The 22,284-nt window shown below is 67.6% G+C and carries 24 protein-coding genes; 11 read left to right on the top strand and 13 right to left on the bottom strand.

The features are described from left to right. Positions 1-55: 55 nt before the first annotated feature. Entirely contained in the window at positions 56-1,090 is a 1,035-nt protein-coding gene (locus ACLJQ7_RS08180) for a LacI family DNA-binding transcriptional regulator (RefSeq protein ID WP_410647505.1), read from the bottom strand. Positions 1,091-1,203: 113 nt separating this feature from the next. Here ACLJQ7_RS08180 and ACLJQ7_RS08185 point away from each other — a divergent pair, with 113 nt between their 5' ends. The 7 genes from ACLJQ7_RS08185 (at position 1,204) to ACLJQ7_RS08215 (ending at position 6,884) form a co-directional block, all read left to right on the top strand. After that, complete coding sequence (locus ACLJQ7_RS08185; RefSeq protein ID WP_410647506.1) at positions 1,204-2,235, top strand: substrate-binding domain-containing protein; 1,032 nt, start codon at positions 1,204-1,206, stop codon at positions 2,233-2,235. Next, a complete protein-coding gene (locus tag ACLJQ7_RS08190; RefSeq protein ID WP_219147153.1) occupies positions 2,232-3,221 on the top strand; it encodes an ABC transporter permease in 990 nt (329 codons plus the stop codon). The genes ACLJQ7_RS08185 and ACLJQ7_RS08190 overlap by 4 nt, the downstream gene beginning before the upstream one ends. Beyond that, positions 3,218-4,024, top strand: a complete 807-nt coding sequence (locus ACLJQ7_RS08195; RefSeq protein ID WP_410647507.1) for an ATP-binding cassette domain-containing protein — start codon at positions 3,218-3,220, stop codon at positions 4,022-4,024. Before ACLJQ7_RS08190 ends, ACLJQ7_RS08195 begins: the two co-directional genes overlap by 4 nt. Then, positions 4,024-4,899: a PfkB family carbohydrate kinase gene (locus ACLJQ7_RS08200; RefSeq protein ID WP_410647508.1), complete on the top strand. Its 876-nt coding sequence runs from the start codon at positions 4,024-4,026 to the stop codon at positions 4,897-4,899. Before ACLJQ7_RS08195 ends, ACLJQ7_RS08200 begins: the two co-directional genes overlap by 1 nt. Beyond that, positions 4,896-5,543, top strand: coding sequence for a nucleoside/nucleotide kinase family protein (locus ACLJQ7_RS08205; RefSeq protein ID WP_125679555.1), 648 nt, complete (start codon positions 4,896-4,898; stop codon positions 5,541-5,543). Before ACLJQ7_RS08200 ends, ACLJQ7_RS08205 begins: the two co-directional genes overlap by 4 nt. Next, positions 5,540-6,286, top strand: a complete 747-nt coding sequence (locus tag ACLJQ7_RS08210) for an SDR family oxidoreductase (protein ID WP_410647509.1) — start codon at positions 5,540-5,542, stop codon at positions 6,284-6,286. Before ACLJQ7_RS08205 ends, ACLJQ7_RS08210 begins: the two co-directional genes overlap by 4 nt. A gap of 184 nt (positions 6,287-6,470) precedes the next feature. Next, on the top strand, positions 6,471-6,884 hold the full coding sequence (locus ACLJQ7_RS08215; RefSeq protein ID WP_005160702.1) for a VOC family protein: 414 nt from the start codon (positions 6,471-6,473) through the stop codon (positions 6,882-6,884). Between the two features lie 51 nt (positions 6,885-6,935). On the opposite strand, the gene ACLJQ7_RS08220 is transcribed toward ACLJQ7_RS08215, so the two are convergent. The 3 genes from ACLJQ7_RS08220 to ACLJQ7_RS08230 form a co-directional block, all read right to left on the bottom strand. Beyond that, on the bottom strand, positions 6,936-7,604 hold the full coding sequence (locus ACLJQ7_RS08220; protein ID WP_034312411.1) for a DedA family protein: 669 nt from the start codon (positions 7,602-7,604) through the stop codon (positions 6,936-6,938). Positions 7,605-7,754: 150 nt separating this feature from the next. Continuing rightward, positions 7,755-10,016, bottom strand: coding sequence for an MFS transporter (locus ACLJQ7_RS08225; RefSeq protein WP_410647510.1), 2,262 nt, complete (start codon positions 10,014-10,016; stop codon positions 7,755-7,757). 4 nt (positions 10,017-10,020) lie between these two features. Next, a complete protein-coding gene (locus ACLJQ7_RS08230; protein WP_219147159.1) occupies positions 10,021-10,539 on the bottom strand; it encodes a MarR family winged helix-turn-helix transcriptional regulator in 519 nt (172 codons plus the stop codon). Positions 10,540-10,731: 192 nt separating this feature from the next. Between ACLJQ7_RS08230 and ACLJQ7_RS08235 the strand changes: the two genes are divergently transcribed. Then, complete coding sequence (locus tag ACLJQ7_RS08235) at positions 10,732-11,154, top strand: PPOX class F420-dependent oxidoreductase (RefSeq protein ID WP_410647511.1); 423 nt, start codon at positions 10,732-10,734, stop codon at positions 11,152-11,154. 15 nt (positions 11,155-11,169) lie between these two features. Here the strand turns inward: ACLJQ7_RS08235 and ACLJQ7_RS08240 are convergent, their stop codons facing one another. Further along, entirely contained in the window at positions 11,170-11,697 is a 528-nt protein-coding gene (locus tag ACLJQ7_RS08240; protein ID WP_410647512.1) for a TetR/AcrR family transcriptional regulator, read from the bottom strand. An 88-nt stretch (positions 11,698-11,785) separates the two neighbouring features. Between ACLJQ7_RS08240 and ACLJQ7_RS08245 the strand changes: the two genes are divergently transcribed. Both ACLJQ7_RS08245 and ACLJQ7_RS08250 read left to right on the top strand, forming a co-directional pair. Then, positions 11,786-13,270 (top strand): MFS transporter, encoded by a 1,485-nt coding sequence (locus ACLJQ7_RS08245; RefSeq protein WP_410647513.1) that lies wholly within the window; start codon positions 11,786-11,788, stop codon positions 13,268-13,270. A 19-nt stretch (positions 13,271-13,289) separates the two neighbouring features. Then, on the top strand, positions 13,290-14,678 hold the full coding sequence (locus ACLJQ7_RS08250; protein ID WP_410647514.1) for an FAD-binding oxidoreductase: 1,389 nt from the start codon (positions 13,290-13,292) through the stop codon (positions 14,676-14,678). Positions 14,679-14,903: 225 nt separating this feature from the next. On the opposite strand, the gene ACLJQ7_RS08255 is transcribed toward ACLJQ7_RS08250, so the two are convergent. The 4 genes from ACLJQ7_RS08255 to ACLJQ7_RS08270 form a co-directional block, all read right to left on the bottom strand. Then, on the bottom strand, positions 14,904-15,626 hold the full coding sequence (locus ACLJQ7_RS08255) for a DedA family protein (RefSeq protein ID WP_410647515.1): 723 nt from the start codon (positions 15,624-15,626) through the stop codon (positions 14,904-14,906). Between the two features lie 54 nt (positions 15,627-15,680). Further along, positions 15,681-16,070: a hypothetical protein gene (locus tag ACLJQ7_RS08260; RefSeq protein WP_410647516.1), complete on the bottom strand. Its 390-nt coding sequence runs from the start codon at positions 16,068-16,070 to the stop codon at positions 15,681-15,683. Between the two features lie 18 nt (positions 16,071-16,088). Continuing rightward, positions 16,089-17,300, bottom strand: coding sequence for an N-acetylglucosamine-6-phosphate deacetylase (gene nagA, locus ACLJQ7_RS08265; RefSeq protein WP_410647876.1), 1,212 nt, complete (start codon positions 17,298-17,300; stop codon positions 16,089-16,091). A 91-nt stretch (positions 17,301-17,391) separates the two neighbouring features. Then, a complete protein-coding gene (locus ACLJQ7_RS08270; protein WP_007032484.1) occupies positions 17,392-17,967 on the bottom strand; it encodes a SigE family RNA polymerase sigma factor in 576 nt (191 codons plus the stop codon). 139 nt (positions 17,968-18,106) lie between these two features. On the opposite strand from ACLJQ7_RS08270, the gene ACLJQ7_RS08275 reads away from it, so the two are divergent. After that, positions 18,107-18,391: a YciI family protein gene (locus ACLJQ7_RS08275; RefSeq protein WP_410647517.1), complete on the top strand. Its 285-nt coding sequence runs from the start codon at positions 18,107-18,109 to the stop codon at positions 18,389-18,391. Between the two features lie 3 nt (positions 18,392-18,394). On the opposite strand, the gene ACLJQ7_RS08280 is transcribed toward ACLJQ7_RS08275, so the two are convergent. The 4 genes from ACLJQ7_RS08280 to ACLJQ7_RS08295 all read right to left on the bottom strand — a co-directional run bounded on the left by ACLJQ7_RS08280 (position 18,395) and on the right by ACLJQ7_RS08295 (position 22,281). Further along, complete coding sequence (locus ACLJQ7_RS08280; protein WP_410647518.1) at positions 18,395-19,399, bottom strand: PDR/VanB family oxidoreductase; 1,005 nt, start codon at positions 19,397-19,399, stop codon at positions 18,395-18,397. After that, positions 19,396-20,262 (bottom strand): metal-dependent hydrolase, encoded by an 867-nt coding sequence (locus ACLJQ7_RS08285; RefSeq protein WP_410647519.1) that lies wholly within the window; start codon positions 20,260-20,262, stop codon positions 19,396-19,398. Before ACLJQ7_RS08285 ends, ACLJQ7_RS08280 begins: the two co-directional genes overlap by 4 nt. Further along, positions 20,259-21,728, bottom strand: a complete 1,470-nt coding sequence (locus ACLJQ7_RS08290; protein ID WP_410647520.1) for a flavin-containing monooxygenase — start codon at positions 21,726-21,728, stop codon at positions 20,259-20,261. The genes ACLJQ7_RS08285 and ACLJQ7_RS08290 overlap by 4 nt, the downstream gene beginning before the upstream one ends. Positions 21,729-21,807: 79 nt before the next feature. Next, entirely contained in the window at positions 21,808-22,281 is a 474-nt protein-coding gene (locus ACLJQ7_RS08295) for a pyridoxamine 5'-phosphate oxidase family protein (protein ID WP_410647521.1), read from the bottom strand. Between the last annotated feature and the right edge of the window lie 3 nt (positions 22,282-22,284).

The raw sequence follows: 22,284 nt of genomic DNA on the forward strand, positions 1-22,284 counted from the left end.
TAACGGCTGACCGAGCGTCACCCGGCGGCGAGACCGGAAAGTCTCCCAACAATCATCAATGTGAGTGAACGAGAGCGCATCCGCAGGACGCGCGATGGCGGAGCGTAGGCGGAATCCGCATCGTCTGGGCCTTGCGTGCCGGATCGTTGATCCGGGCCAGGAGCAGGCGCACCGCCTGTGTGCCTATCTCCTCGATCGGCTGTGCCATCGTGGTCAGCGGCGGATCGACCAGATCGGCCCATTCGACGTCGTCGTAGACCACGACCGGCAGGTCGACGCCTGCCCGCAGCCCGCGGCGCCGCAACTCGTGCAGCACCCCGACCATCATGGTGTCGTTGGCGACCACCAGCGCCGTCGGCGCCTCCGGCAGCGCGAGCAGCGTGCTCAGCGCGAGCGCCCCGCCCGCCTGTGAGGACTGCCCGCACGCGACCAGGTCCTCCGACCAGGTCAAACCCGAGCGGCCGAGCCCCAGGCGATAGCCGAGGATGCGCTCTTCGCTGGTGCTCAGCCCGGCCGTACCGCTGATCATGCCGATCCGCTGATGCCCGAGCGACGCCAGATGCGCGGTCAGCGCGGACGTCGATTGGATGTTCTCCGCACCGACCTGGTCGACGTCGGTGCGGGTGGAGAGCCGGTCGATGAGCACGGTCGGGACGTCGAGCGAGACGAGTTCGCCGATCACTGATCCGTCGCCCGGCGACGGCGTGATCAGCAGCCCGTCGACCCGGCGCGAACGCAGGGTCCGCACGGTCTCACGTTCGGTGTCGACGGTGTCGTGGGTGTCCGCGAGCAACACCGTGTACCCGGCCAGGGCGGCTTCGCGCTCGATCGCCTGGATCAGGACGGCGAAATACGGGTTCGCGATCAGGGAGATCGCGACGCCGATCGACCTCGTCCCGCCGGTCACCAGCGAGCGGGCGATGGCGTCACCGGTGTAGCCGGTCTGCTCGATCGCGCGGAGGACCGCCAGTTTGGTCTCCTCGGCCACCGCCCTCGTCCCGTTGACCACGTGGGAAACGGTGGTGATCGAGACTCCCGCGAGCTCGGCGATGTCGCGTTGGGTGGGACGGGACGAGCGAGACGGCGGCATTACCAATCCTCATTGAGTCAGCTGGCAAGCGTTTGCGCAAACGCTTGCGAGTGAGCATAACCCTGTCTACCTTCCGGTCCATCACGGACAGCCTTGATCGGAGGGCATCCCCCATGAGACAGCGACGTCTTGGGAAGAAAAGCCTCGCCGCACTGGCCATGGCCGCCGCACTCGCGGTGACCTCGGCCGGGTGCACCGTCGAACGCCACTGGGGTGGCGGTTCGAACGCGGGCGGCGGTGGCAAGGCCAAGGTCGGCCTGGTCACCAAGACCGACACCAACCCCTACTTCGTGGAACTGAGAGCGGCCGCCAAAGCCGCCGCCGAGGCGAACGGCGCGGAGTTCAGCGCGCTCGCCGGCCAGTTCGACGGCGACAACGACGGCCAGGTCAGGGCCATCGAGAACCTCATGCAGCAGGGTGCGAACACCATCCTGATCACGCCGAGTTCCTCGACCGGCGTCCTCGACGCCATCGACCGCGCCCGCAAGGCCGGGGTGCTGGTCATCGCGCTCGACACGGCGACCGAACCGGACACCGCCGTCGACGCCACCTTCGCCACGGACAACTTCGAGGCCGGACGTCAGCAAGGCGCGTACGTCAAGGCCGCGCTGGCGGGCAAGCCGCCGAAGCTGTTCATGGTGGACGGCACCGCGGGATCCACAGTGGACACTCAGCGGCACACCGGCTTCCTCAAGGGCATCGGGCTGACCGACGCGTCGCCGGAGATCAAGGGCAAGACGCCCGCGAACGGCGACCAGAGCCTCGCGCAGCAGGGCGTCGAGAACCTTCTGCAGCGCACCACCGACATCAACGCCGTCTACACGATGAACGAGCCGATGGGCCGCGGCACGTACGCCGCACTCCAGGCCCGCGGTCTGGTGGACCGGATCGTGATGGGCTCGATCGACGGCGGCTGCGAAGGCGTGAAGAACGTGCGCGACGGCCAGTACGCCGCCACGGTCATGCAGTTCCCCAAGAAGATGGCCGAGCAGGGCGTCCTCGCCGCCGTCGAATACGCCAAGACCGGCAAGAAGCCGAGCGGGTTCGTCGACACCGGTTCCGCGGTGATCACGGACAAGCCGATCCCGGGCGTGGAAAGCCAGGACACCAAGTGGGGCCTCGAGAACTGCTGGGGGACGAAGTGACTACCGCAACCCTCAAGAACAACGAGCGCCCGTCGATCGGTGAGTTCTTCCTGCGCGCGCCCGCCGTCGGGCCCGCGCTGGCTCTGCTCGTCGCGATCGTGGTGTTCTCGCTGTCGACGGACACCTTCCTCGACCTCGACAACCTTTCCCTTGTGGTGCAACAGTCCCTGGTGGTCGGCACGCTCGCCCTCGGGCAGACGCTGATCATCCTGACCGCCGGTATCGACCTGGCCAACGCGGCCGCGATGGTGCTCGCGACGCTGATCATGGCGAAACTCGTGGTCGGCGGCGTCTCCGGGATCTGGGCGCTGCTGCTGGGAATCGTGGCGACGGTGGTGATCGGGATGGTCACCGGTTCGCTGGTCACCCGGATCAAACTGCCGCCGTTCATCGTCACGCTCGGTCTGCTGACCGTGCTCACCGCGGCCGCGAAGCTGTTCGCGAGCGGCCAGGCCGTCCCGGTCGCCGACGAACTGCTCAAATGGCTCGGCACCCGCCGGTACCTGTTCGGCGGCATCCCGATCACCTACGGGATGACGCTCGCTTTGCTGATGTACCTGGGACTTTGGTACGCGCTCACGCGAACTCCGTGGGGCAAGCACGTCTACGCGGTCGGCAACGCGCCGGAATCCGCGCGGCTGTCCGGGATCAAGGTCAACCGCACGATCCTTTCGGTGTACATCGTCGCCGGGGTGATCGTCGGGATCGCCGCGTGGCAGGCGCTCGGCCGCGTGCCGAACGCCGACCCGAACGCCTTCCAGCTCGGCAACCTCGACTCCATCACCGCGGTGGTGCTCGGCGGCGCGAGCCTGTTCGGCGGCCGGGGTTCGGTCCTCGGCACGATGATGGGCGCGCTGGTCGTCGCGGTCCTGCGGTCCGGGCTGACCCAGCTCGGCGTCGACGCGCTCTACCAGGACGTCGCCACCGGTGCCCTGCTCATCGGCGCGGTCTGCGTCGACCGTTTCGCGAGGAGGCGGCAGTCATGACGACACCCACATTGTCCGCGCAAGGCCTGGTCAAACGCTATGGCCGGGTCACCGCCATCGACGGTGCCGACTTCGAACTGTTCCCCGGCGAGGTGCTCGCCGTCGTCGGCGACAATGGCGCTGGGAAGTCCAGCCTCATCAAAGCCCTTTCGGGAGCGGTGATCCCGGATTCCGGCGAGATCAAAGTGGACGGTCAGACCGTCCACTTCAAATCCCCTTTGGACGCTCGCCACTACGGGATCGAGACGGTGTACCAGGATCTCGCCGTCGCCCCCGCGCTCGACATCGCGTCGAACATGTTCCTCGGCCGGGAAAAGCGGCGTAAGGATCTCTTCGGACAGCTGTTCAGGAAACTGGACACGGCGACAATGCGGGCCGACGCGCAGCGGATCCTCGACGAGCTCGGTATCAACATCAAATCCATCACGCAGCCGGTGGAGACGTTGTCCGGCGGGCAGCGCCAGGGTGTCGCGGTCGCGCGGGCGGCCGCGTTCGGCACCAAGGCGGTGATCATGGACGAGCCCACCGCCGCGCTCGGTGTCGCCGAATCCGGCAAGGTCCTCGATCTGATCAACCGCATCCGCGAACGCGGCCTGCCGGTGGTGCTGATCAGCCACAACATGCCGCACGTGTTCGACATCGCCGACCGCATCCACGTGCACCGCCTCGGCAAACGGGTCGCGGTCGTCTCGCCGAAGACGCACACCATGAACCAGGTCGTCGGCCTGCTCACGGGTGCGCTGAAGATCGGTGAGAACGGCGAGGTCGAAGAGGTCGCTTCGGCCGTCCACACGGGCCTGTAATGCGAGTGCTGCTGGCGGGCCTGTGCACCGTCGACCAGGTTCAGCGCGTCGCCGAAATCCCGGCGCCGGGCGAGAAGGTGCGTTCGTTGTCGATGGACGTCGCCGCCGGGGGGCCGGCGGCGAACGCGGCGGTGACCGTGGCCGCGCTCGGCGCCGGGGCGACGCTCCTGACGGTCGCCGGTGCGCACCCGCTGGCGGCACTCGCCCGTGCGGACCTCGAAACGCACGGCGTCGACCTGGTCGACCTCGATCCCGAACGGGCCGATCCGCCCGCGATCAGCGCCATCGTCGTCCGTGATTCCGACGGGGAACGCACGGTCGTCTCGCGTAACGCCCACGCTTCCTCGCGTTTCGTCCTCTCGATGCGGTCCTTGCACGCGCGACTACCGCATTCAGAGGACGAAATGCCTGGGTGCGTGCTCCTCGACGGGCACCATCCGGAGGTCGCGCTGGAGGTCGCGCGCTGGGCGAAGGAGCACGCGATACCGGTGGTGCTCGACGCCGGGAGCTGGAAGCCGGTCTTCCCCGAACTCCTGCCGCTGGTCGGCATCGCCGCGTGCTCGTCGCTGTACCGCGGGGAGGATCCGCGCGAGTACGGCGTGCCCGTGGTGATCACGACCGCGGGCCCCGATCCGGTGCGCTGGTCGACGGCGGACGGATCCGGTGCCGTTCCCGTCCCCGTCACCCGGGCGCGTGACACGCTGGGCGCGGGCGACGTGTGGCACGGGGCTTTCGCGTACGCGGTCGCCCGGGACCGAGGGAATGTCCCGGGCTGGATCGAGTTCGCCAACGAGGTGGCCGCCGAACGGGTGCGGCATGAAGGACCGAGGTCGTGGACGGCCGCGGTCGCGAAGATGGGAGAAGTACTGCCATGACAGCCATGCCTCCGGTGTTCGAGGACCTGTTGAGCAGGGCTCAGACGCTGGCGAAACCGGGACAGCGCAGCGTGCTCGGCATCGTCGGCGCCCCCGCGTCCGGCAAGACGACGCTGGCCTGGGGCCTGGCGAAGGCGCTGGGCACGAGGGCCGCGGTGGTCGGGATGGACGGCTTCCACCTGGCGCAGGTGGAACTCCAGCGGCTCGGGCGGGTGGAGCGCAAGGGCGCGCCGGACACCTTCGATGCCGCCGGGTACGTGCATCTGCTGCGCAGGCTCGCCGAAGGCCGCGAGACGGTCTACGCGCCCGAATTCCGCCGGGAGATCGAGGAGCCGATCGCGGGCGCCGTCGCGGTCACGCCGGACGTCCCACTGGTCATCACCGAGGGCAACTACCTGCTCATGCAGGACGACCCGTGGAGCGGTGTGAAGCCGATCCTCGCCGAGTCGTGGTTCCTCGCGCCGGACGAACCCGAGCGCATCGAGCGGCTCGTCTCCCGGCACCGCCGCTACGGCCGTTCGCTGGTCGAAGCGCGTCGCCGCGCGCTCGGTTCCGACCAGCGCAACGCCGATCTGATCGCGTCCACCAGCAGCCGGGCCGACCTGGTCCTCGAGAACCTTCCGCTGGTTAACTTCGCCATATGAGTGGTGTTCTCGTCGTCACCGGCGGCAGCAAGGGCATCGGCGCGGCGGTCTGCGAACTGGCCGCCGCGCGCGGTTACGACGTCGTCGTCAACTACGCGGGTGACGCCGAAGCGGCCGAAGACGTCGCTTCGCGCGTCCGGAAGCACGGCGTCCGGGCGATCACCCGGCGCGGTGACGTCGCGTCCGAAGACGACGTGGTGGCACTGTTCGACGCCGCCGTCGAGCTCGGCCCGCTCGCCGGGGTGGTCGCGAACGCGGCCATCACCGGCAACACCCCCGGCCGGTTCGACGAATACGACGTCGACGTCGTCCGTCGTGTCGTAGATGTCAACATCACGGGTGTCTTCCTGTGCGTTCGCGAGGGCATCCGCCGGATGTCCACCCGGTACGGCGGTGACGGCGGCGCGATCGTGACGCTCTCCTCCACCGCCGCGCGGACCGGTTCGCCGGGGGAATGGGTGCATTACGCGGGCACCAAGGCGGCCGTCGAAACGATGGCCTACGGCGTGGCGCAAGAAGTCGCAAAAGAATCCGTCCGGGTGAACGCCGTCGCACCAGGCATGATCCACACCGGACTGCACGCCGCGGCGGGGTTGCCGGACCGCATGGAGCGGATCGCGCCGACCATTCCGATGGGACGGGCGGGCGAACCCGGCGAAGTCGCGGAAGCCGTGCTGTGGTTGCTTTCCCCCGCCGCGTCATACACCACCGGGACGGTGCTGACCGTCGGCGGCGGGCGTTGACCCCCGGGGCCACGGAGCGGTCACGAGGCGATATCGGCTCCGCGTGCGGTTCAGCCACTTTTTAACACTGTTTCCCGGCGGATATCACGATTCATGTGGGAAGTCGGCGGATCACCTCGGCGCCCGAGGCGCCTGTGTCACCCTGGTGGCGCCCCCAAGCTCTTGATCAGGACGGTCATCCCCGATGTCCAAGCTCATGTCTGTGCACCACCTGGCACTCACCGTGACCGATGTGGACCGGAGCGTGCCCTGGTACGCCCGAGTGCTCGAACTCGAGGAGTTCACGCGTCGTGAGGACCCCGAAACGGGTCTGCGGAAGGTCGTGCTCAGGTCGCCGAGCGAGGGTTTCGCGGTGGTGCTGGTCGAGCACCAGGACACCGAGCGGCCGCGGTTCGACGAACGACGCACAGGTCTGGACCACGTGGCGTTCAAGGTCTCTTCGCGCTCGGAGCTGGCCGAATGGGAAGCGCGGCTCTCGGAATACGGCGTCGTTTACTCGCCGTCGAAGGGCTCTCGGACCCTGGAAGGCTCGTCGGTCATCGTGTTCCGTGACCCCGACGGCATCCAGCTCGAAATCTGGGCCGACCCTGAAGTCTAGGCGTGGGAGCGCAGCTCCTCCGTTGAGGGTGGCGGCGGGGGCATGGATGGACTAGGCAGTGCTCTCTTCGGTCTCTTCGGCGGGGCGCCGCATCTCCTGGCGGTAGCGGATCACGCCGTAGGCCGTGCCGACCACGAAGAACGCGACGCTCACCCAAAGCGCGACCGTCTTCACCCACGGAAGCTGGTCCAGCAGGCCGGCGCCGTAGTAGCCGAGCAGCACCAGCGTCGGCACCCAGAGCAGCCCGCCGAGCGCGGTCGCGAGCGCGAACCGGCGCGGATCCATCCGCGCGGTCCCCGCGATGAGCGGCGCCAGCGTGCGGATCCACGGGATCCAGCGCGCGGCGACGATGGCGAAGAAACCCTTGCGATCCAGGAAGGCCCTGGCGCGGTCCAGGTTGTGCCGGTTCAGCACCTTGCCGCCGCGGCGCGCGATCAGTTTCGTGCCCGTCGACCGGCCGATGTAGTACCCCACCTGGTTGCCGAGGATCGCGACCAGCAGCGCGGCAGCAGACAACAGCCACGCGTTCAGATCGGAGCCGTGCTGCGCGAGGACGACCCCGGCCGCGAACAGCAGGGAGTCGCCGGGCAGGAAAAGGCCGATGATCAGCGCGCACTCCACGAAGATGAAGCTCAGCACGATCACCCAGACGAGTACCGGCCCGGCGGTGTCGAGCCAGCTCACGCCGATGCCCGCGGCCTCGGTGTACACCTCAGTCACGACGCGAGCCTACGTGTACTTCGCCGACCGCATGTGGCCGAACCGTGGAATCGGGGTGTCCGAAAGGTCCGGTCATGCGCCCCGCGAGTGCTATGAAAGGTCCTTTCCTTGCGAAATTTGCAAGGAAAGGACCTTTCATAGCGCTTGTGACTAGTGCTCGACAAGCTCGTCGAGCGCCTGGTCGTAGCTCAGCCGGACATCGTGTTCGGCCTGGTCACCGCCCAGCAGTTCCACCCGGCTGGTCGCGGGCGGATACCCGCTGGCGATCACCGTGTAGGTCCCGGCGGGCAGGTCGCTGACCGTGTAGTTGCCCTCCGCGTCGGTCCTCGCCACGGCGGCGACGCCGCCCGAGGAGTCGAGCACGGTGATCCGCGCGTCCGGCACCACCCGGTCGCCGTCGGTGTGGGCGACCCCGCTCAGCAGGATCGTGCTGACCAGCTCGAAGTCGTGGCGCAGCACCCCGGCCCCGGTGGCGGTCAGCGTCGCCGCGACCGGCCGGAACCAGCGGCCGCTGGCGACGAGCGTGTACCGCCCGCCCACGATGCCGGCGAACGAGTAGACGCCGTTCTCGTTCGTGTGCGTCCTGGCCACCTGATTGCCGTTGTGGTCGATCAGGGTCAGCGCCGCACCCGCGACGTTCGTGGCGTCGTCCCGGCGGACATGCCCGCTGATCTGCGCGGATCCCGCCCGGTAGGCACCGTTCCCGTTGGTCATCGCGTGCTTCCCGGCCTCGACGGGCGCGGTCACGACCGTCTTCTCGGAGGCCGTTTCGACAGGCGCTTCGTCCTCTTCGAGGAGTGCTTCGCCGCCTTCGAGAGCCGAAGCCGCCGAAGGAGCCGAGCCGCCGAGAAGCGGGATCTCCTTCATGAACATCAGGACCAGCGTCGCCAGCAGCGCGACCGCGCCCGCCACGTAGAACACCGTGGTAATCGAGTCGGTGAAGCCGATCAGCACCGGGGTCTTGATGGCCTCGGGCAGATTCGCGATACCGCTCGTGTTGGTGGTGAGGTCGCCCAGCGCCGCGGCGCCTTCCCCGGTCGGCGCGTTACCGCCGAACGCCTTGGTGATGTTGCCCGGCAGGACGTTGAACAGGATCGTCAGGAACACCGCGACACCCGCGGTACCACCGATCTGCCGGAAGAACGTCGCCGAAGCGGTCGAGACGCCCATGTCGCTGCGCGGGCCCGCGTTCTGCACCGCGATGATCAGCGTCTGCATGCAGGCACCGAGCCCGAGCCCGATGATCGCGGCCGCGACCAGCGGGTGCCACAGCGCGCTGTTGTACTCGACCTGCGCGAAGAAGAACGCGCCGCCCGCGATCAGCAGCGTGCCGACCACCGGGAACACCTTGTAGCGTCCGGTCTTGCTGGTGATCTGGCCCGAGATGATCGAACCGCTCATGATGCCCGCCATCAGCGGGATCATCAGCAGCCCGGACTCGGTCGGCGAGTAACCCTGAACCACCTGCATGTACTGCGGGATCATCATGATCGCGCCGAACATCGCGACACCGACGATGACGCCGCCGATGATCGCGACCGTGAAGGTCGAGTTCTTGAACAACCGCAGCGGGATCAGCGCCGCGTCCTTCATCAGCTTCTCGATGAAGATGAAGGAGACCACGCCGATGGCGCCGATGACGTAGCAGATGATCGCGTTCTGCGAGCCCCAGCCCCACTTGTTGCCCTGCTCGGCGACGATCAGGAACGGGACGACGGCGACGACGAGCGCGAGCCCGCCCCACCAGTCGATCTTGTGGTCGTGGCGCTGGTGCGGCACGTTGAGCACGCGGGCGACGACGAACAGCGCGACGATCGCGATCGGCACGTTGATCAGGAACACCCAGCGCCAGCCGTCGATCTGGTAACCGAAGACGGTGCCGAGCGTGTCGAAGTCGGCGAAGAACCCGCCGAGCACCGGGCCGAGCACGGTGGAGATGCCGAACACGGCGAGGAAGTAACCCTGGTAGCGGGCACGTTCCCGCGGCGGCACGATGTCGCCCATGATCGTCATCGCCAGCGACATCAGACCGCCGGCGCCGAGGCCCTGGATCGCGCGGAACGCGGCGAGTTCGTACATCGACGTCGCGAACGCCGAGGCGACCGAGCCGATCAGGAAGATCGAGATCGCGGCGATGTAGAACGGCTTGCGCCCGTAGATGTCGGACAGCTTGCCGTAGATCGGCGTGACGATCGTCGAGGTGATCAGGTAGGCCGTGGTGATCCAGGCCTGCAGGTCGAACCCGTTGAGATCGTTGGCGATCCGGACGATCGAGGTACCCACGATCGTCTGGTCGAGCGCGGCGAGGAACATGCCCGACATCAGGCCGATCAGGATCGTGACGATCTGCCGGTGACTGAGCCGGGGCCCGTCTTCTTCAACGGATGGTGGACTTTCTACGGCGGAACTCATTGCTTCAGGCCCCCTTGGCCTTCGACGCCGACGCGGGATCGGCGAACTGTGGAGATGTTTTTTCGATGTCGTCGTTCAGCCGGTGGAACAGCGAGTTGAGGGTCTTCCGGTCGTCGTCGGACCAGTCGCCGAGCACCTCGGCGAGCCATTGGTTCCGCTGCTTGCGGTTCTCCTCGAAGACCCGGAGTCCTTCGGCGGTCGGTGCGAGCAGGCAGGCGCGGCCGTCTTCGGGGTCGGCCAGGCGCTCGACCAGCCCGTGCTGGACGAGAGAGCTCGACTGCCTGCTGATGGTCGAGATCTCGGAGTGCAGGAACTCGGCGAGTTTGCTGGTCCGCTGGGGGCCGACGTGGATGAGGCAGAAGAGGATCGCGTACGCGGCCCGCTCGATACCGTCCGGCCCCTGCTTGGACACCTGGGACTTCGCCCGGTTGACCAGGCGCACGAGCCGCACGAGCTCGTGCCCGAGGGTGTCGGCCAGATCGAGGTCGGCCTTCGACCTGGTGCCGGGTGTCGTGGGTGTCATGGTGGTCTCTCTCGCCGGTTGCTTGGTCACTGCAACTAGTTGCCTAGAGCAAGGATGTTCCTCCCAAGGATGCTTCGCAAGGAGAAAGTGACGTTGTGTGTCCGATGACACTTTAGTTGCCGCATGCAAGCACATTTATTCGTGCATGTTTGTCCGGTTCGCCCTGAGCTGCACTTTTGCTTTGATGGAGGCATGACCGACTCCGCGCTCTACGCGATCCTCGCCGCCCGCAACTTCGGCACCCTCGCCACCATCAAGCGGGACGGCAGGCCTCAGCTGTCGACCGTCAACTATCTCTACGACGCGGACGCCGGCGCGATCCTGATCTCGATCACCGCGCCGCGCGCCAAGACCAAGAACCTCCAGCGCGACCCGCGGGCGACGTTCCATGTGTCGACGGAGAGCGGCGACGGTTACGTGGTCGTCGAAGGACCGGCGGTGCTCACGCCGACCGCCGCTTCACGCGACGACGCGACCGTCGACGCGCTGGTGGACCACTACCGGCAGGCGCGGGGCGAGCATCCGGACTGGGACGAGTTCCGCGACGCCATGGTCGCCGACCGGCGGGTTCTGCTCACCATCCCGATCGAGCGCGTCTACGGGATCCAGATGTAGGTCGCGTGAGGGGGGTCAGCGCTGGACGCGGGCCTTGATCTCGTCGATCCGATCGAGCAGGGGGCTCGCGTCGCCCCGGCCGAGCGCCGCCCGCAGGTAGAGGCCATCACCCACCAGGATGATCAATTCGGCGGCCAGCGGGTCGTCGACGTGCTCGCTGATCAGGTCGTGGATCTTCTGGTTGTAGACCTGGACGACCTCGGCGACCCGCGGTTCGTTGAGCATGATCCGGATCGTCGCCATGGTCGTGCGGTGCAGCGCCTTGCGCTGGGTGACGTCGGTGATGGCGGTCCGCAGATACCAGGAAACGACGCCTTCGGGCGCCTTCCGTGCCTCTTCGATATCCGCTTCCGACAAGGTGGCGAGACGCTCCATCAGGCCGTCCACCAGGGCTTCCTTCGAGCCGAAGTGGTAGAGCAGGCCACCCTTCGACACCCCGGCGTGCGCGGCGACGGCGTCGAGGGTGACCCCGCCGGGGCCTTGCTCGATGAGGATCTCCTCGTACGAGTCGAGGATGCGTTCCTTCGCGGTGGGCTTCGCCATATCAGTTGACTATACCGTCTGGACGGTTTACCTTCGAACAAGGCGGTAACTGTACCGTCCAGACGGTTTAGCTTAAGGAGAGTGCGCCATGGCGAGGCGCAAGCAGTGGTGGGCGTTGGCGGTACTGGTACTTCCGGTGCTGCTGATCAGCGTGGACATGACGGTGCTCGGGTTCGCGCTGCCGTTCCTGTCCGAGGATCTGGCACCCACCGGTGCGGAGCAGTTGTGGATCGTCGACATCTACTCGTTCATGCTGGCCGGTCTGCTGGTTCTGATGGGCACGCTCGGTGACCGCATCGGCCGTCGCAAGCTGCTGCTCATGGGTGCCGCGGCGTTCGGTGCCGCGTCGGTGCTCGCGGCGTTCTCGACCAGCGCGTTCATGCTGATCATCGCCCGGGCGCTGCTCGGCGTGGGCGGCGCGACGTTGATGCCGTCGACGCTGTCGCTGATCCGCAGCATCTTCACCGACCCCAAGCAGCGCCGGACCGCGATCGCGGTGTGGAGCGCCGGGTTCTCCGGCGGGATGGCGCTCGGGCCCGTGCTCGGCGGCTGGTTGCTGGAGCACTTCTGGTGGGGTTCGGTCTTCCTCATCAACGTCCCGGTGATGCTGGTCCTGCTGGTCGTCGGCCCGTTCCTGCTGCCGGAGGCGCGTGACCCGAAGCCGGGCCGTTTCGACCCGCTGTCGGCGCTGCTGTCGCTGGCCGCGATGCTGCCGGTGGTCTACGGCATCAAGCTGGTCGCCGAACACGGCTTCACGTGGAAGGCCGTTGTCAGTGTGCTGATCGGTCTCGCGCTTGGTGTCGTGTTCGTCCGCAGGCAGAACAGCCTCGACGAGCCGATGCTCGACCTGAAGCTGTTCTCGAACCGGGCCTTCAGCGGCTCCGTCGTGACGAACATGCTCGGCGTGTTCGCCATGGTCGGCCTGCTGTTCCTGGTGCCGCAGTACCTGCAGCTGGTGCTCGGGCTGACCCCGCTCGTCGCCGCGCTGTGGATGCTCCCGGCGACGGTCGCCGGAGTCACCGGTGCGCTCCTCGCGGCGTGGCTCGCGAAGCGGATCCGGGTCTCGGTGCTGGTCAGCGCCGGCCTCCTGGTCGCGGCGGTCGGCTTCCTGGCGCTGACCCAGGTGTCGTCCGGCGGTGGGCTCGCGTACGTCGTGGTGTCGTTCACGCTGCTCGGCGGCGGTGTCGCCCTGTCGGAGACGCTGACGAACGACCTGGTCATCTCGGCCGCTCCGGCCGAACGCGCGGGGGCCGCTTCGGCGATCTCCGAGACCGGGTTCGAGCTGGGCGGTGCGCTCGGCACGGCCATCCTCGGCAGTGTCGCGACCGCAGTCTACCGGTCCGGCCTGCCGGAGGGGACGGCCGAATCCGCCCGGGACACGCTCGGCGGCGCGGTCGCGACGGCGCAGCAGCTCGACCCCGCGGCAGGGCAGGCACTCCTGGCGTCGGCTCGCGAAGCCTTCACCCAGGGGGTGCACGTCACCGCCTGGGCGGGCGTGGCCGTGCTCGTCTATACAGGTGTTCAGGCCTACATCCTGCTTGATCGGAAAAAAACTTCCGCAGTGCGGACGTAACGGCGCCTACGATGAGGGCATGAACAACCATGCCCTGCTCACCCGGCTCCGCGAGCATCTCGGCGACGCCGCGGTGCTCACCGACACCGACGTCACGGACGCCTACTCGCGCGACATGATGCCGCTGGCCGACAGCGGCAAACCCCTCGCGGTGGTGCTGCCGTCCGACGTGGAGGGTGTGCAGGCCGTGGTCAAGGCCTGCGCGGAGTTCGAGGTGCCGATCGTGCCCCGCGGCGCCGGCAGTGGTCTGTCCGGCGCCGCGAACGCGATCGACGGCTGTGTCGTGCTGGTGCTGACCAAACTCGACCAGATCGTCGAGATCGACGAAGGCAACCGGCTCGCCGTCGTGCAGCCCGGCGTGGTGAACCTCGATTTCCGCAACGCGGTGGAGAAGCACGGCCTGTTCTATCCGCCGGATCCGTCCAGCTACGACTGGTGCACCATCGGCGGTAACCTGTCCACCAACGCCGGTGGACTGTGCTGTGTGAAGTACGGCGTCACCACGGATTCCGTGCTGGGACTGGAAGTCGTGCTCGCCGACGGCTCGGTGCTGAAGACCGGGCGCCGCACGGTGAAGGGCGTCGCGGGCTACGACCTCGCGCGGCTCTTCGTCGGCAGCGAGGGCACGCTCGGCGTGATCACGCAGGCGACCGTCGCGCTGAAACCGTTGCCACAGCTGCCGGCCACCCTCGTCGCCGCCTTCAACAGCACGGAGGCCGCGGGCGAGGCCGTCGCGCGAGTCGTGCGTGAGGGGCTGGTGCCATCGCTGATGGAGATCATGGACGCGACCTCCATCAAGGCGGCCGAGGCCTACCTCAAAACCGATCTCGGCACGAGCTCGGACTGCAAAGCCTTGCTGCTCGCACAATCCGACGCCGGCGGCGAGGTCGCCCGCCGGGAACTCGCCGCGCTGGAACAGATCTGTGTCGACTGCGGCGCGGATCTGGCCTACGCCACCGAAGATCTCGAAGAAGGCAAGATGCTGCTGCAGGCGCGGCGGGTCGTGCTCACCGCGCTGGAGATGTACGGCGTCTGGCTGACCGATGACGTCTGCGTGCCGCGTACGCGCATCGCCGAACTGATCGCCGGCTGCGAGCGGATCAGCGAGGAGGTCGGGTTGCGGATCGCCGTCGTCGGGCACGCCGGTGACGGCAACATGCACCCGACGATCGTCTACGCGCCCGACTCCGAGGAGGAGTTCGCCCGCGCACGGACGGCGTTCGACGCGATCCTCGACGTCAGCCTGTCGCTGGGCGGGACGGTCACCGGCGAGCACGGTATCGGCCGGATCAAACGCGAGTGGCTCGAGAAGGAGATCGGCGAGGTCGGGATCCGCGTGCACCGGCAGATCAAGCGGGCGCTGGACCCGGGGAACCTCTTCAACCCGGGCTCGATGTTCTCCCTCTGAACGCCGGGCGGGTCCGCGTGACTCGCGTGATCAGGGACGTGACTCGCGTGATTGGGCGCGTAACTCACGTGATTGAAGACGGAACTCGGGTGTGCGGCGTCTGCTCACGCGAGTTCGCTGTTTCGTTTCGCCCGACGCCCCGAACGCCATGAAAGGTCCTTTCCTTGCCAAATTTGCAAGGAAAGGACCTTTCATGGCACGGGCGGAAGGTCGTGAGCGGGTGGGTCAGTCGCGCACGCGCGGGATCTGCTGCGTGATGTCCTCGGCGGTGTCGGCGACGAGGCCGGTCGCGGTGTTCGCGTGCTTCTTCTCGCGGCGCGCCTTCAGGTACTCGATCACGATCGGCACCACCGACACCAGCACGATCAGGATGAAGATCGCGTCCACGTTGTCGCGGATGAACGCGACGCCGCCGAGCAGGTGGCCGAGCGCGGTGATCCCGGCGGCCCACAGGATGCCGCCGATGACGGTGTAGACGAAGTACTTCTTCGGGTCCATCTTGCCGATGCCGGCGATCCAGGTGATGAACGTCCGCACGAACGGCACGAACCGCGCGAGCACGACCGCCTTCGGTCCGTGCTTCTCCAGGAAGGCGTGGGTCTGGTCCACGTACTTCTGGTTGAAGAACTTCGAATCCGGCTTGCGGAACAGCCAGGGCCCGACCTTCCAGCCGAGGCCGTACCCGACCGCGTTGCCGATCAGCGCGGCGACGGTGACCAGGACGCACACCAGCCACAGCGGCGCCTCGATCGAGCCGTTCGCGATGAACAGGCCCGCGGTGAACAGGAGCGAGTCACCGGGCAGCACCGGGAAGATGCTGCTCTCGATGAAGATGATCAAGCAGAGGATGGTGACGACCGGAACGGTCAGTCCGCTGAGCAGGTGCTGCGGGTCCAGCCACTCCGGCAGGAGGCCCATCGTCGTCACGGTGTTCTGCGCCAGGATCACACCAAAACGGTACAGGGTGACGCTGAGTGCCTTGACCCGGCGGGAGCGGGCGGCTCAGATCAGCGTGAGCAGCCCGATCACCGAGCCGGCGGCGAGCCCCAGCAGGACAGCCAGCAGCAACACCCAGTACGCGGGCAGAGGCGGGCTGCTCGGCAAAGGTGCCGGAGGCGGCTGAGTCGGCATCGGACGCTCCGCCATCCTGGCCGTTTCGGCGTCCTCCAGCGCGACGCGCTCCCGTTCGAGCGAGCCGGCGCCGGCGCCGGACAGCAGCCCGTACTGAAGGGGCAGCTCGTGTTCTCCGGGAGACACGGAGTTACTCTCGGTGTCCGTTTCGGCCGGTTTGTCCGCGGTCGTCTCGGAGGCCCGCTCCGCCGAAGGGGCGAAGACGGCTTGAGCGCGCAAGGCGTCGGCTAGGAGCTTCTCCGGGTCCTTGGGCTCGCTCATCCGGGACTCCTTTCGCCGCTACCCGTCGCTGACCGACACGCCGCCTTCGACCGCCCCGCTCAGCGGAGCCGTGGCGCTCAATGTAGCCGCAGCGTCGTCCTTGACCCATTCGCCCTGACGAAGCACCTTGACCGGTCGCAGGTCGCGGTCGAGCACGACGACGTCGGCCGCGAGCCCGGCACGCAGCGAGCCGGTCCGGTCGGCGATGCCGAGCAGTTCGGCGGGGCGTCCGGAGGTCGCGCGGACGGCGTCGAGCAGGTCGATACCCGCCCCGCGGACCAGGTTGCGGAAAGCCGCGTCCATGGTCAGCGTGCTGCCCGCCAGCGAACCGTTGCCCGCGAGGGTGGCGACACCGTCACGGACGTCGACCTCGAGGCGGCCGAGGATGTAGCTGCCGTCGGCGGCGTCGGTGGCCGACATGGCGTCGGTGATGAGCACCGTCCGGCCCCTGCCCGCGTGGTGCGCGGCGAGCCGCAGCACGGTCGGGTGCACGTGGACGAGGTCGCAGATCAGTTCGACGGTGATGCGCTCGTCGTCGAGGAGCGCGCCGATCGGGCCGGGTTCGCGGTGGTGGAGAGGCCGCATGGCGTTGAAGAGGTGGGTCGCGACGGAGGCGCCCGCGTCGATCGCGGGGATGATCTGGTCCTCGACGCCGTCGGTGTGCCCGATGGCGGCGATGACGCCCGATTCGGCCAGTTGCCGGACCGCCTTGATCCCGCCGTGCAGTTCGGGAGCGAGGGTGACCATCCGGATGTCGCCGCGGCCGGCGCCGAGCAATGCGTTGACCGTCGCCGTGTCCGGCTCGATCAGCGTCGCCGGGTCGTGCGCTCCGCACCGCGCCTTCGAGATGAAGGGTCCTTCAAGGTGAATTCCGGCAAGTTCACCCTCTTGGACCAGCTCACGCAGGGCCGCGATCTGGTCCCTCAGCACCGGAATGGGGTCCGAGACCAGACTGCCGAGCATCGTCGTGGTCCCGTGCCGCCGATGCGCGCGGACCGCGCGGAACAGCTCCTCGGGGTTCGCGCTGGAGAACGACCCGCCCCCGCCGCCGTGGCAATGGGTGTCGACGAAGCCGGGCACGACCAGGCAACCCTCGACGTCGACGTAGTCGGCACTGCCGATGTCCGGGGGTGCCCCGGAACCGATTTGGACGATCTTGCCGCCGGCGATAGCCAGCCAGCCGTCGTCGAGTACACGGTCCGGGGCGACGACCCGGCCGCCCACGATCACGAAATCTCCGGCGCCTCTCACGCCCCCCAGCATATATTGGTCTGGACCAAGCATGGCGGCACAACCCAGCGCTCGAGATTGAGGCCGGGTGTCAGTTCGGCGACTGCATCGCTTTCTGCAGTGCCTCCAGCGCCCGGCTGGCGGTTGACTTAACGGTACCTTTCGAAATCCCGGCGGCCTCCGAGATTTCGGCCTCACTCAGCCCACCGTAGTAACGGAGGACCAGAACCTCGCGCTGGCGAGGGGGCAGTTTGGACAAAGCGCTCACCACGGCCTGATGTTCACTCGACAGCATGGCGAGGCTTTCGGCCGAACGCGCGTTGACGGCGTGCGGTGCGACGTACTCGCGCGCGGTCTTGCGGCGGCGCAGCACGCTGCGTGATCCGTTGACCACGGCGGTGCGCAGATATCCGACGGCCGCGGCGGCGTCGCGCAGGCGCCCCCAGTTGCGGTGCAGCCCGGTGAAGGCCTCCTGGACGACGTCCTCGGCGGTCGCCGGTTCGTCCACGAGCAGGATGGCCAGCCGGACGAGCCGCATCCGGTGCTGGCGATAGAGATCCTCAAGGGTCAGCGGTGCCGCAGGCGGCGGCGGCGTGACCGGTCCGTCCATGGTGCGCAGGTGGCCGAGGGTCGCCTCGACACTGCGTTCCGCATTGCCCTCGAGCATGTACCCCTACCTGTTCATTTACCCCTTTGAAGCACAACCTGTGCGTGGCGCTCGGTCAGCGTATCGGGTGGGGTGGGAGTCCTGCCTGATCGGTTCCTGAGAAGCTGGGGCGTCTGTCGGAACGACCTTGGAGATGTCGATGGCCTGGTTCCTGGTGGAGATCACGTACGTGCAGGAGAAGCTGGCGGACGTGCGTCCCCGGCACCGGGAATTCCTTTCCCGCCTCGCGGGCCAGGGCGTCGTCGCGCTCGGTGGCCCGCTGGGCGACGGCTCCGGCGGTATCTCGATGTACCAGGCGGCGGACGAGGCGGCGCTGCTGGAGATCATCGACCAGGATCCGTACCACCTCGAAGGCGTCGTCGCGGAGCGGACGGTGCGCGAGTTCAAGCCGGTGATCGGCTCCTGGATCCCGAAGGAAGCCTGACGCTCAGAGATCGAGGGTGACCGGCTCGCGTTCGACGCAGACCCGGACGCGGTCGCCGGTCACCGTCGGCAGTTCGCACGTGCCGCAGAACCCCTGGCGGCACGAATACGCGATACCGGGCACGGTTTCACGCAGGACGTCGAGCGTCGTCCGGTCGGCGGGCACGTCCAGAATCCTGCCGCTGCGGGCCAGTTCGACGCGGAACGGCTTGCCGCCGACGATCGGCGGCGTCGAGAACCGTTCGAAGAACACCGGTCCCGATGCGCGCAGTGCCGCGTCCGTGCGGACGCCGGCGATCATCGGAACCGGGCCGCAGCAGTAGATCGGCGCGCCTTCCGGTGCCCCTTCGAGAAGCTCGGCGCCCGAAGCGGGGATCCCGTAGTCCGTGTCCGGACGAATCCAGACACGATCGGAGAATTCGGACAGTTCCGCCAGGAACGGCATCGAGGCCTCGTCGCGGCCGGTGTAGACCAGCCGCCAGTCCGCGCCCGCCGCGGCGGCTTGCCGCACCATCGGCAGGATCGGCGTGATCCCGATACCGCCCGCGATGAACAGGTACGCCGGGCTCGCGACGAAGGGGAACGCGTTGCGCGGGCCGCGCGCCGTGATCCTGGTGCCCTTCTTCAACGCGTGCACCGCCGTCGATCCCTCGCCGAGCAAGCGGACGCCGACGCGGTAGGCCGAGCGGTCGTCCGGGTCGCCGCACAGGGAGTACTGACGGACCAGCCCCGGCCGTGGCGAAAGATCGATGTGCGCGCCGGGCCGCCATAGTGGCAAGGGTTCGCCGTGTTCGTGCACCAGCCGCAGGCCGGCGACCCCGTCGGCTTCGGTACGGACCTCGTCGACGACCAGCGGGAGATCACGGTCGACGGCGGCCACCGGCGCACGACGGCGGCCGCTCACTCCGCTGAGCCTGCGGTACACCGCGACGACACCGGTCAGCGACGCCATCGCGCGGTCGGTCCGTCCGCTGCCGTCGAGCCGCAGCGGCCGCGGCGGTGCCTTCATCGTGGTTCGTCGGCGGCCAATGCGGCCGGAGAACTCGCGAGGTACGCGACGGCCTGGTCGGTGTCGCCGGTTTCCGTCGGGTGATAGGACTTCCGGAAGTACGGCCGGATCTCACGCCGCAACTGCTTGCCCGAGGGCAGGAGCCCGAGCTTCGCGACGCGCAGATAGGTCCGGAAACTCGTCTTGCCCGGCCGCGCCGGGTCGTTCTTCATGAGGAACCTGGTGCCCCGCAGGAAAACCCAGGCGAGCACCGGCGTCACCACGAGCATGCTGCGCACGCGGCGGGTGTAGCGGCCGTCGAGATGCATGAACAGATCGAAGGCGACCGAGCGGTGCTCGACCTCTTCGGCACCGTGCCAGCGCAGGAGATCCAGCATCGTCGGGTCGGCGCCCGCCTTGTCGAGCGCTTCGGCGTCGAGGATCCACTGGCCGAGGAAAGCGGTGTAGTGCTCGATCGCGGCGATGATGGCGAGCCGTTCGATCAGCCATTCCTCCCGCCGCTTGGCGGAAAGCTCGCGATCGCCGAGCAGGCGGCGGAACATCCACTCCATCTGCGCGATGTACGGCCGGACGTGGACGCCCGCCGCTTCGAGGTGTTCGGCGGCGCCGTCGTGCGCCTCGGCGTGCATGGCCTCCTGGCCGATGAAGCCGAGGACGTCCTCCTTGAGGCGCTCGTCGCGGATCAGCGGGATGGCCTGCTTGAACACCTCGACGAACCAGCGTTCGCCCTCCGGCAGCGCCAGATGCAGCACGTTGATCGTATGCGTCGCCTGCGGTTCGCCCGGGATCCAGTGCATCGGCAGCGACGTCCAGTCGAACTCGACGTCGCGCGCGTGCAGGACGATCTGCTCGTGGTCCGTCACGACGACCTCCCGCTGAGTTCGTAGTCGCTCGGGTCGACCTTGCGGGTTTCGAGCCAATAGCGCCAGGTGAAGCCCGGCCAGATCGTGCGGTTGACGCCCTTCGCGTCGAGGTACCAGCTCTTGCAGCCGCCCTGGGTCCACACGCCCTTGACGAGTTTGTCCTGGACCTCGCGCTGGAACTTCTCCTGCACACCGGCGCGGACGTCGAGCGCGGCGGCGCCACGCGAGTCGGCGAGCTTGATGGCGTCGACGACGTACCGCGCCTGCGACTCGATCATGAAGACCACGGAGTTGTGGCCCAGCGCCGTGTTCGGGCCGAGCAGGAAGAACAGGTTGGGGAAGCCGGAAACGGTGATGCCCTTGTGCGTGTGCATCCCCTCGGTGGCCCATTCCTTGGCGAGATCACGGCCGTCGATGCCGGTGATGTCCAGGTATTCCAAGGCATCCGTGACCTTGAACCCGGTGCCGTAGATGATCGCGTCGACCTCGTGCTCGACGCCGTTCCCGTCGACGACGCTGTGCGCCTTGACCTCCCGCACGCCTTCGGTGTTGACGTCCACATTGGACCGGTTGATCGCCGGGTAGTAGTCGTTGGAGATCAGCACCCGCTTGCAGCCCATGGTGTAGTCGGGGGTGACCTTCTTGCGCAGCTTCGAATCCTTGATGGCCTTGCCGATGTGGCGTTTCGCGATCACCTCGCCGGCCTTCATGATCGCGGGGTGGCCGTTGAACCCGACGGCGCGCACTTCGAGGAACCAGTACAGCGCGTTGCGGTAAAGCCGTTGCACGCCGGGAATCCGGCGGAACGCGGTCTTGGCCCAGCCCGGCATGGCGTGGTCGGGCTTCGGCATGATCCACGGCGGCGTGCGCTGGAACAGCGTCAGCTCGTCGACCTCGGGAGCGATCTTCGGGACGAACTGGATCGCGCTGGCGCCGGTGCCGACCACGGCGACCTTCTTGCCGCGAAGGTCGTACTCGTGATTCCACCGCGCGGAATGCCAGGTCTGACCCTTGAACTCGTCGATCCCTGCCAGCGGGGGTACCTGCGGGATGTGCAGGCCGCCGACGCCCGAGACCAGGAACTGGGCTTCGAACTCACCCGATTTGGTGTGCACGTGCCAGCGGCGCTCGGTGTCGTCCCAGGTCGCGCCGGTGAGCTCGACGCCGAAGCGGATCTTGCGCCGCAGCCGGTACTTGTCGGTGACGTCCTTGAGGTACTGGAAGATCTCTGGGGCGGGCGAGAACGACCGCGACCAGTCCGGGTTCTGCTCGTAGGAGAACGAGTACATATGGGACTGCACGTCGCAGGCGCAGCCGGGGTACGAGTTGTCGCGCCACGTACCGCCGACTTCGTCCGCCTTCTCCAGGATCACGTAGTCGGAGATCCCGGCCTTTTCGAGCTGGATGGCCTGGCCGAGCCCGGAAAAACCGGTGCCCACGATCACGACCTTGAATCGCTCGGTCATCTGTGCCCTCCACGTCGAGGCGTTCTTGCGCAGATGACGTTACCTCAAGTAACAGTTACTTGCTAGTACTACCTACCCGTCAGTATGTGCCGCCGAGTTTCGTGTGGTCCCAGCTCACGATCTTGGTCGGCCGGAAGATCAGCCCGATCCGCTTCGGGGCCTGCTTGCCGATGAACCCCGACAGCTCGTCGGGCACGGGGTCTCCGGGCTTCGCACCCGCGTAGCGCTGCATGAGGCTGATACCCATCTGGGTGACGAGTGCCGTGTCCGTGATGACCTCGACGTCGGCTTCGAGTGAGACCCCGCGCAGCTTCTCGTAGCTTTCGCCGTCCTCGATGAGCACGGTCGCGCGCGGGTCGCGCTCCAGGTTCTTCGCCTTCTGTGACGAGCCATAAGTCCAGGTCGCGACGCCGGACTCGTGCGGGTAGTACCAGAGCGGCGCCAGGTGGGGGCGGCCGTTCGGTCCGATCGTCGCGACGTTGATGACCTTCTGCTCGTCGAGGAACGCGGCGAGTTCGTCAGGTGACATGCGGATCTGGTCGCGACGGGACATGCG

Source organism: Amycolatopsis sp. cmx-4-54, from assembly GCF_046548895.1.
Taxonomy (GTDB): Bacteria; Actinomycetota; Actinomycetes; order Mycobacteriales; family Pseudonocardiaceae; genus Amycolatopsis.

Coding starts and splice junctions, on each gene's coding strand:
- ACLJQ7_RS08230 (WP_219147159.1), bottom strand. CDS start 10,539: ATGACACCCACGACACCCGGCACCAGGTCGAAGGCCGACCTCGATCTG.
- ACLJQ7_RS08215 (WP_005160702.1), top strand. CDS start 6,471: ATGTCCAAGCTCATGTCTGTGCACCACCTGGCACTCACCGTGACCGAT.
- ACLJQ7_RS08295 (WP_410647521.1), bottom strand. CDS start 22,281: ATGTCCCGTCGCGACCAGATCCGCATGTCACCTGACGAACTCGCCGCG.
- ACLJQ7_RS08180 (WP_410647505.1), bottom strand. CDS start 1,090: ATGCCGCCGTCTCGCTCGTCCCGTCCCACCCAACGCGACATCGCCGAG.
- ACLJQ7_RS08275 (WP_410647517.1), top strand. CDS start 18,107: ATGGCCTGGTTCCTGGTGGAGATCACGTACGTGCAGGAGAAGCTGGCG.
- ACLJQ7_RS08225 (WP_410647510.1), bottom strand. CDS start 10,016: ATGAGTTCCGCCGTAGAAAGTCCACCATCCGTTGAAGAAGACGGGCCC.
- ACLJQ7_RS08270 (WP_007032484.1), bottom strand. CDS start 17,967: ATGCTCGAGGGCAATGCGGAACGCAGTGTCGAGGCGACCCTCGGCCAC.
- ACLJQ7_RS08205 (WP_125679555.1), top strand. CDS start 4,896: ATGACAGCCATGCCTCCGGTGTTCGAGGACCTGTTGAGCAGGGCTCAG.
- ACLJQ7_RS08290 (WP_410647520.1), bottom strand. CDS start 21,728: ATGACCGAGCGATTCAAGGTCGTGATCGTGGGCACCGGTTTTTCCGGG.
- ACLJQ7_RS08185 (WP_410647506.1), top strand. CDS start 1,204: ATGAGACAGCGACGTCTTGGGAAGAAAAGCCTCGCCGCACTGGCCATG.
- ACLJQ7_RS08240 (WP_410647512.1), bottom strand. CDS start 11,697: ATGGCGAAGCCCACCGCGAAGGAACGCATCCTCGACTCGTACGAGGAG.
- ACLJQ7_RS08280 (WP_410647518.1), bottom strand. CDS start 19,399: ATGAAGGCACCGCCGCGGCCGCTGCGGCTCGACGGCAGCGGACGGACC.
- ACLJQ7_RS08235 (WP_410647511.1), top strand. CDS start 10,732: ATGACCGACTCCGCGCTCTACGCGATCCTCGCCGCCCGCAACTTCGGC.
- ACLJQ7_RS08200 (WP_410647508.1), top strand. CDS start 4,024: ATGCGAGTGCTGCTGGCGGGCCTGTGCACCGTCGACCAGGTTCAGCGC.
- ACLJQ7_RS08250 (WP_410647514.1), top strand. CDS start 13,290: ATGAACAACCATGCCCTGCTCACCCGGCTCCGCGAGCATCTCGGCGAC.
- ACLJQ7_RS08245 (WP_410647513.1), top strand. CDS start 11,786: ATGGCGAGGCGCAAGCAGTGGTGGGCGTTGGCGGTACTGGTACTTCCG.
- ACLJQ7_RS08210 (WP_410647509.1), top strand. CDS start 5,540: ATGAGTGGTGTTCTCGTCGTCACCGGCGGCAGCAAGGGCATCGGCGCG.
- ACLJQ7_RS08195 (WP_410647507.1), top strand. CDS start 3,218: ATGACGACACCCACATTGTCCGCGCAAGGCCTGGTCAAACGCTATGGC.
- ACLJQ7_RS08260 (WP_410647516.1), bottom strand. CDS start 16,070: ATGAGCGAGCCCAAGGACCCGGAGAAGCTCCTAGCCGACGCCTTGCGC.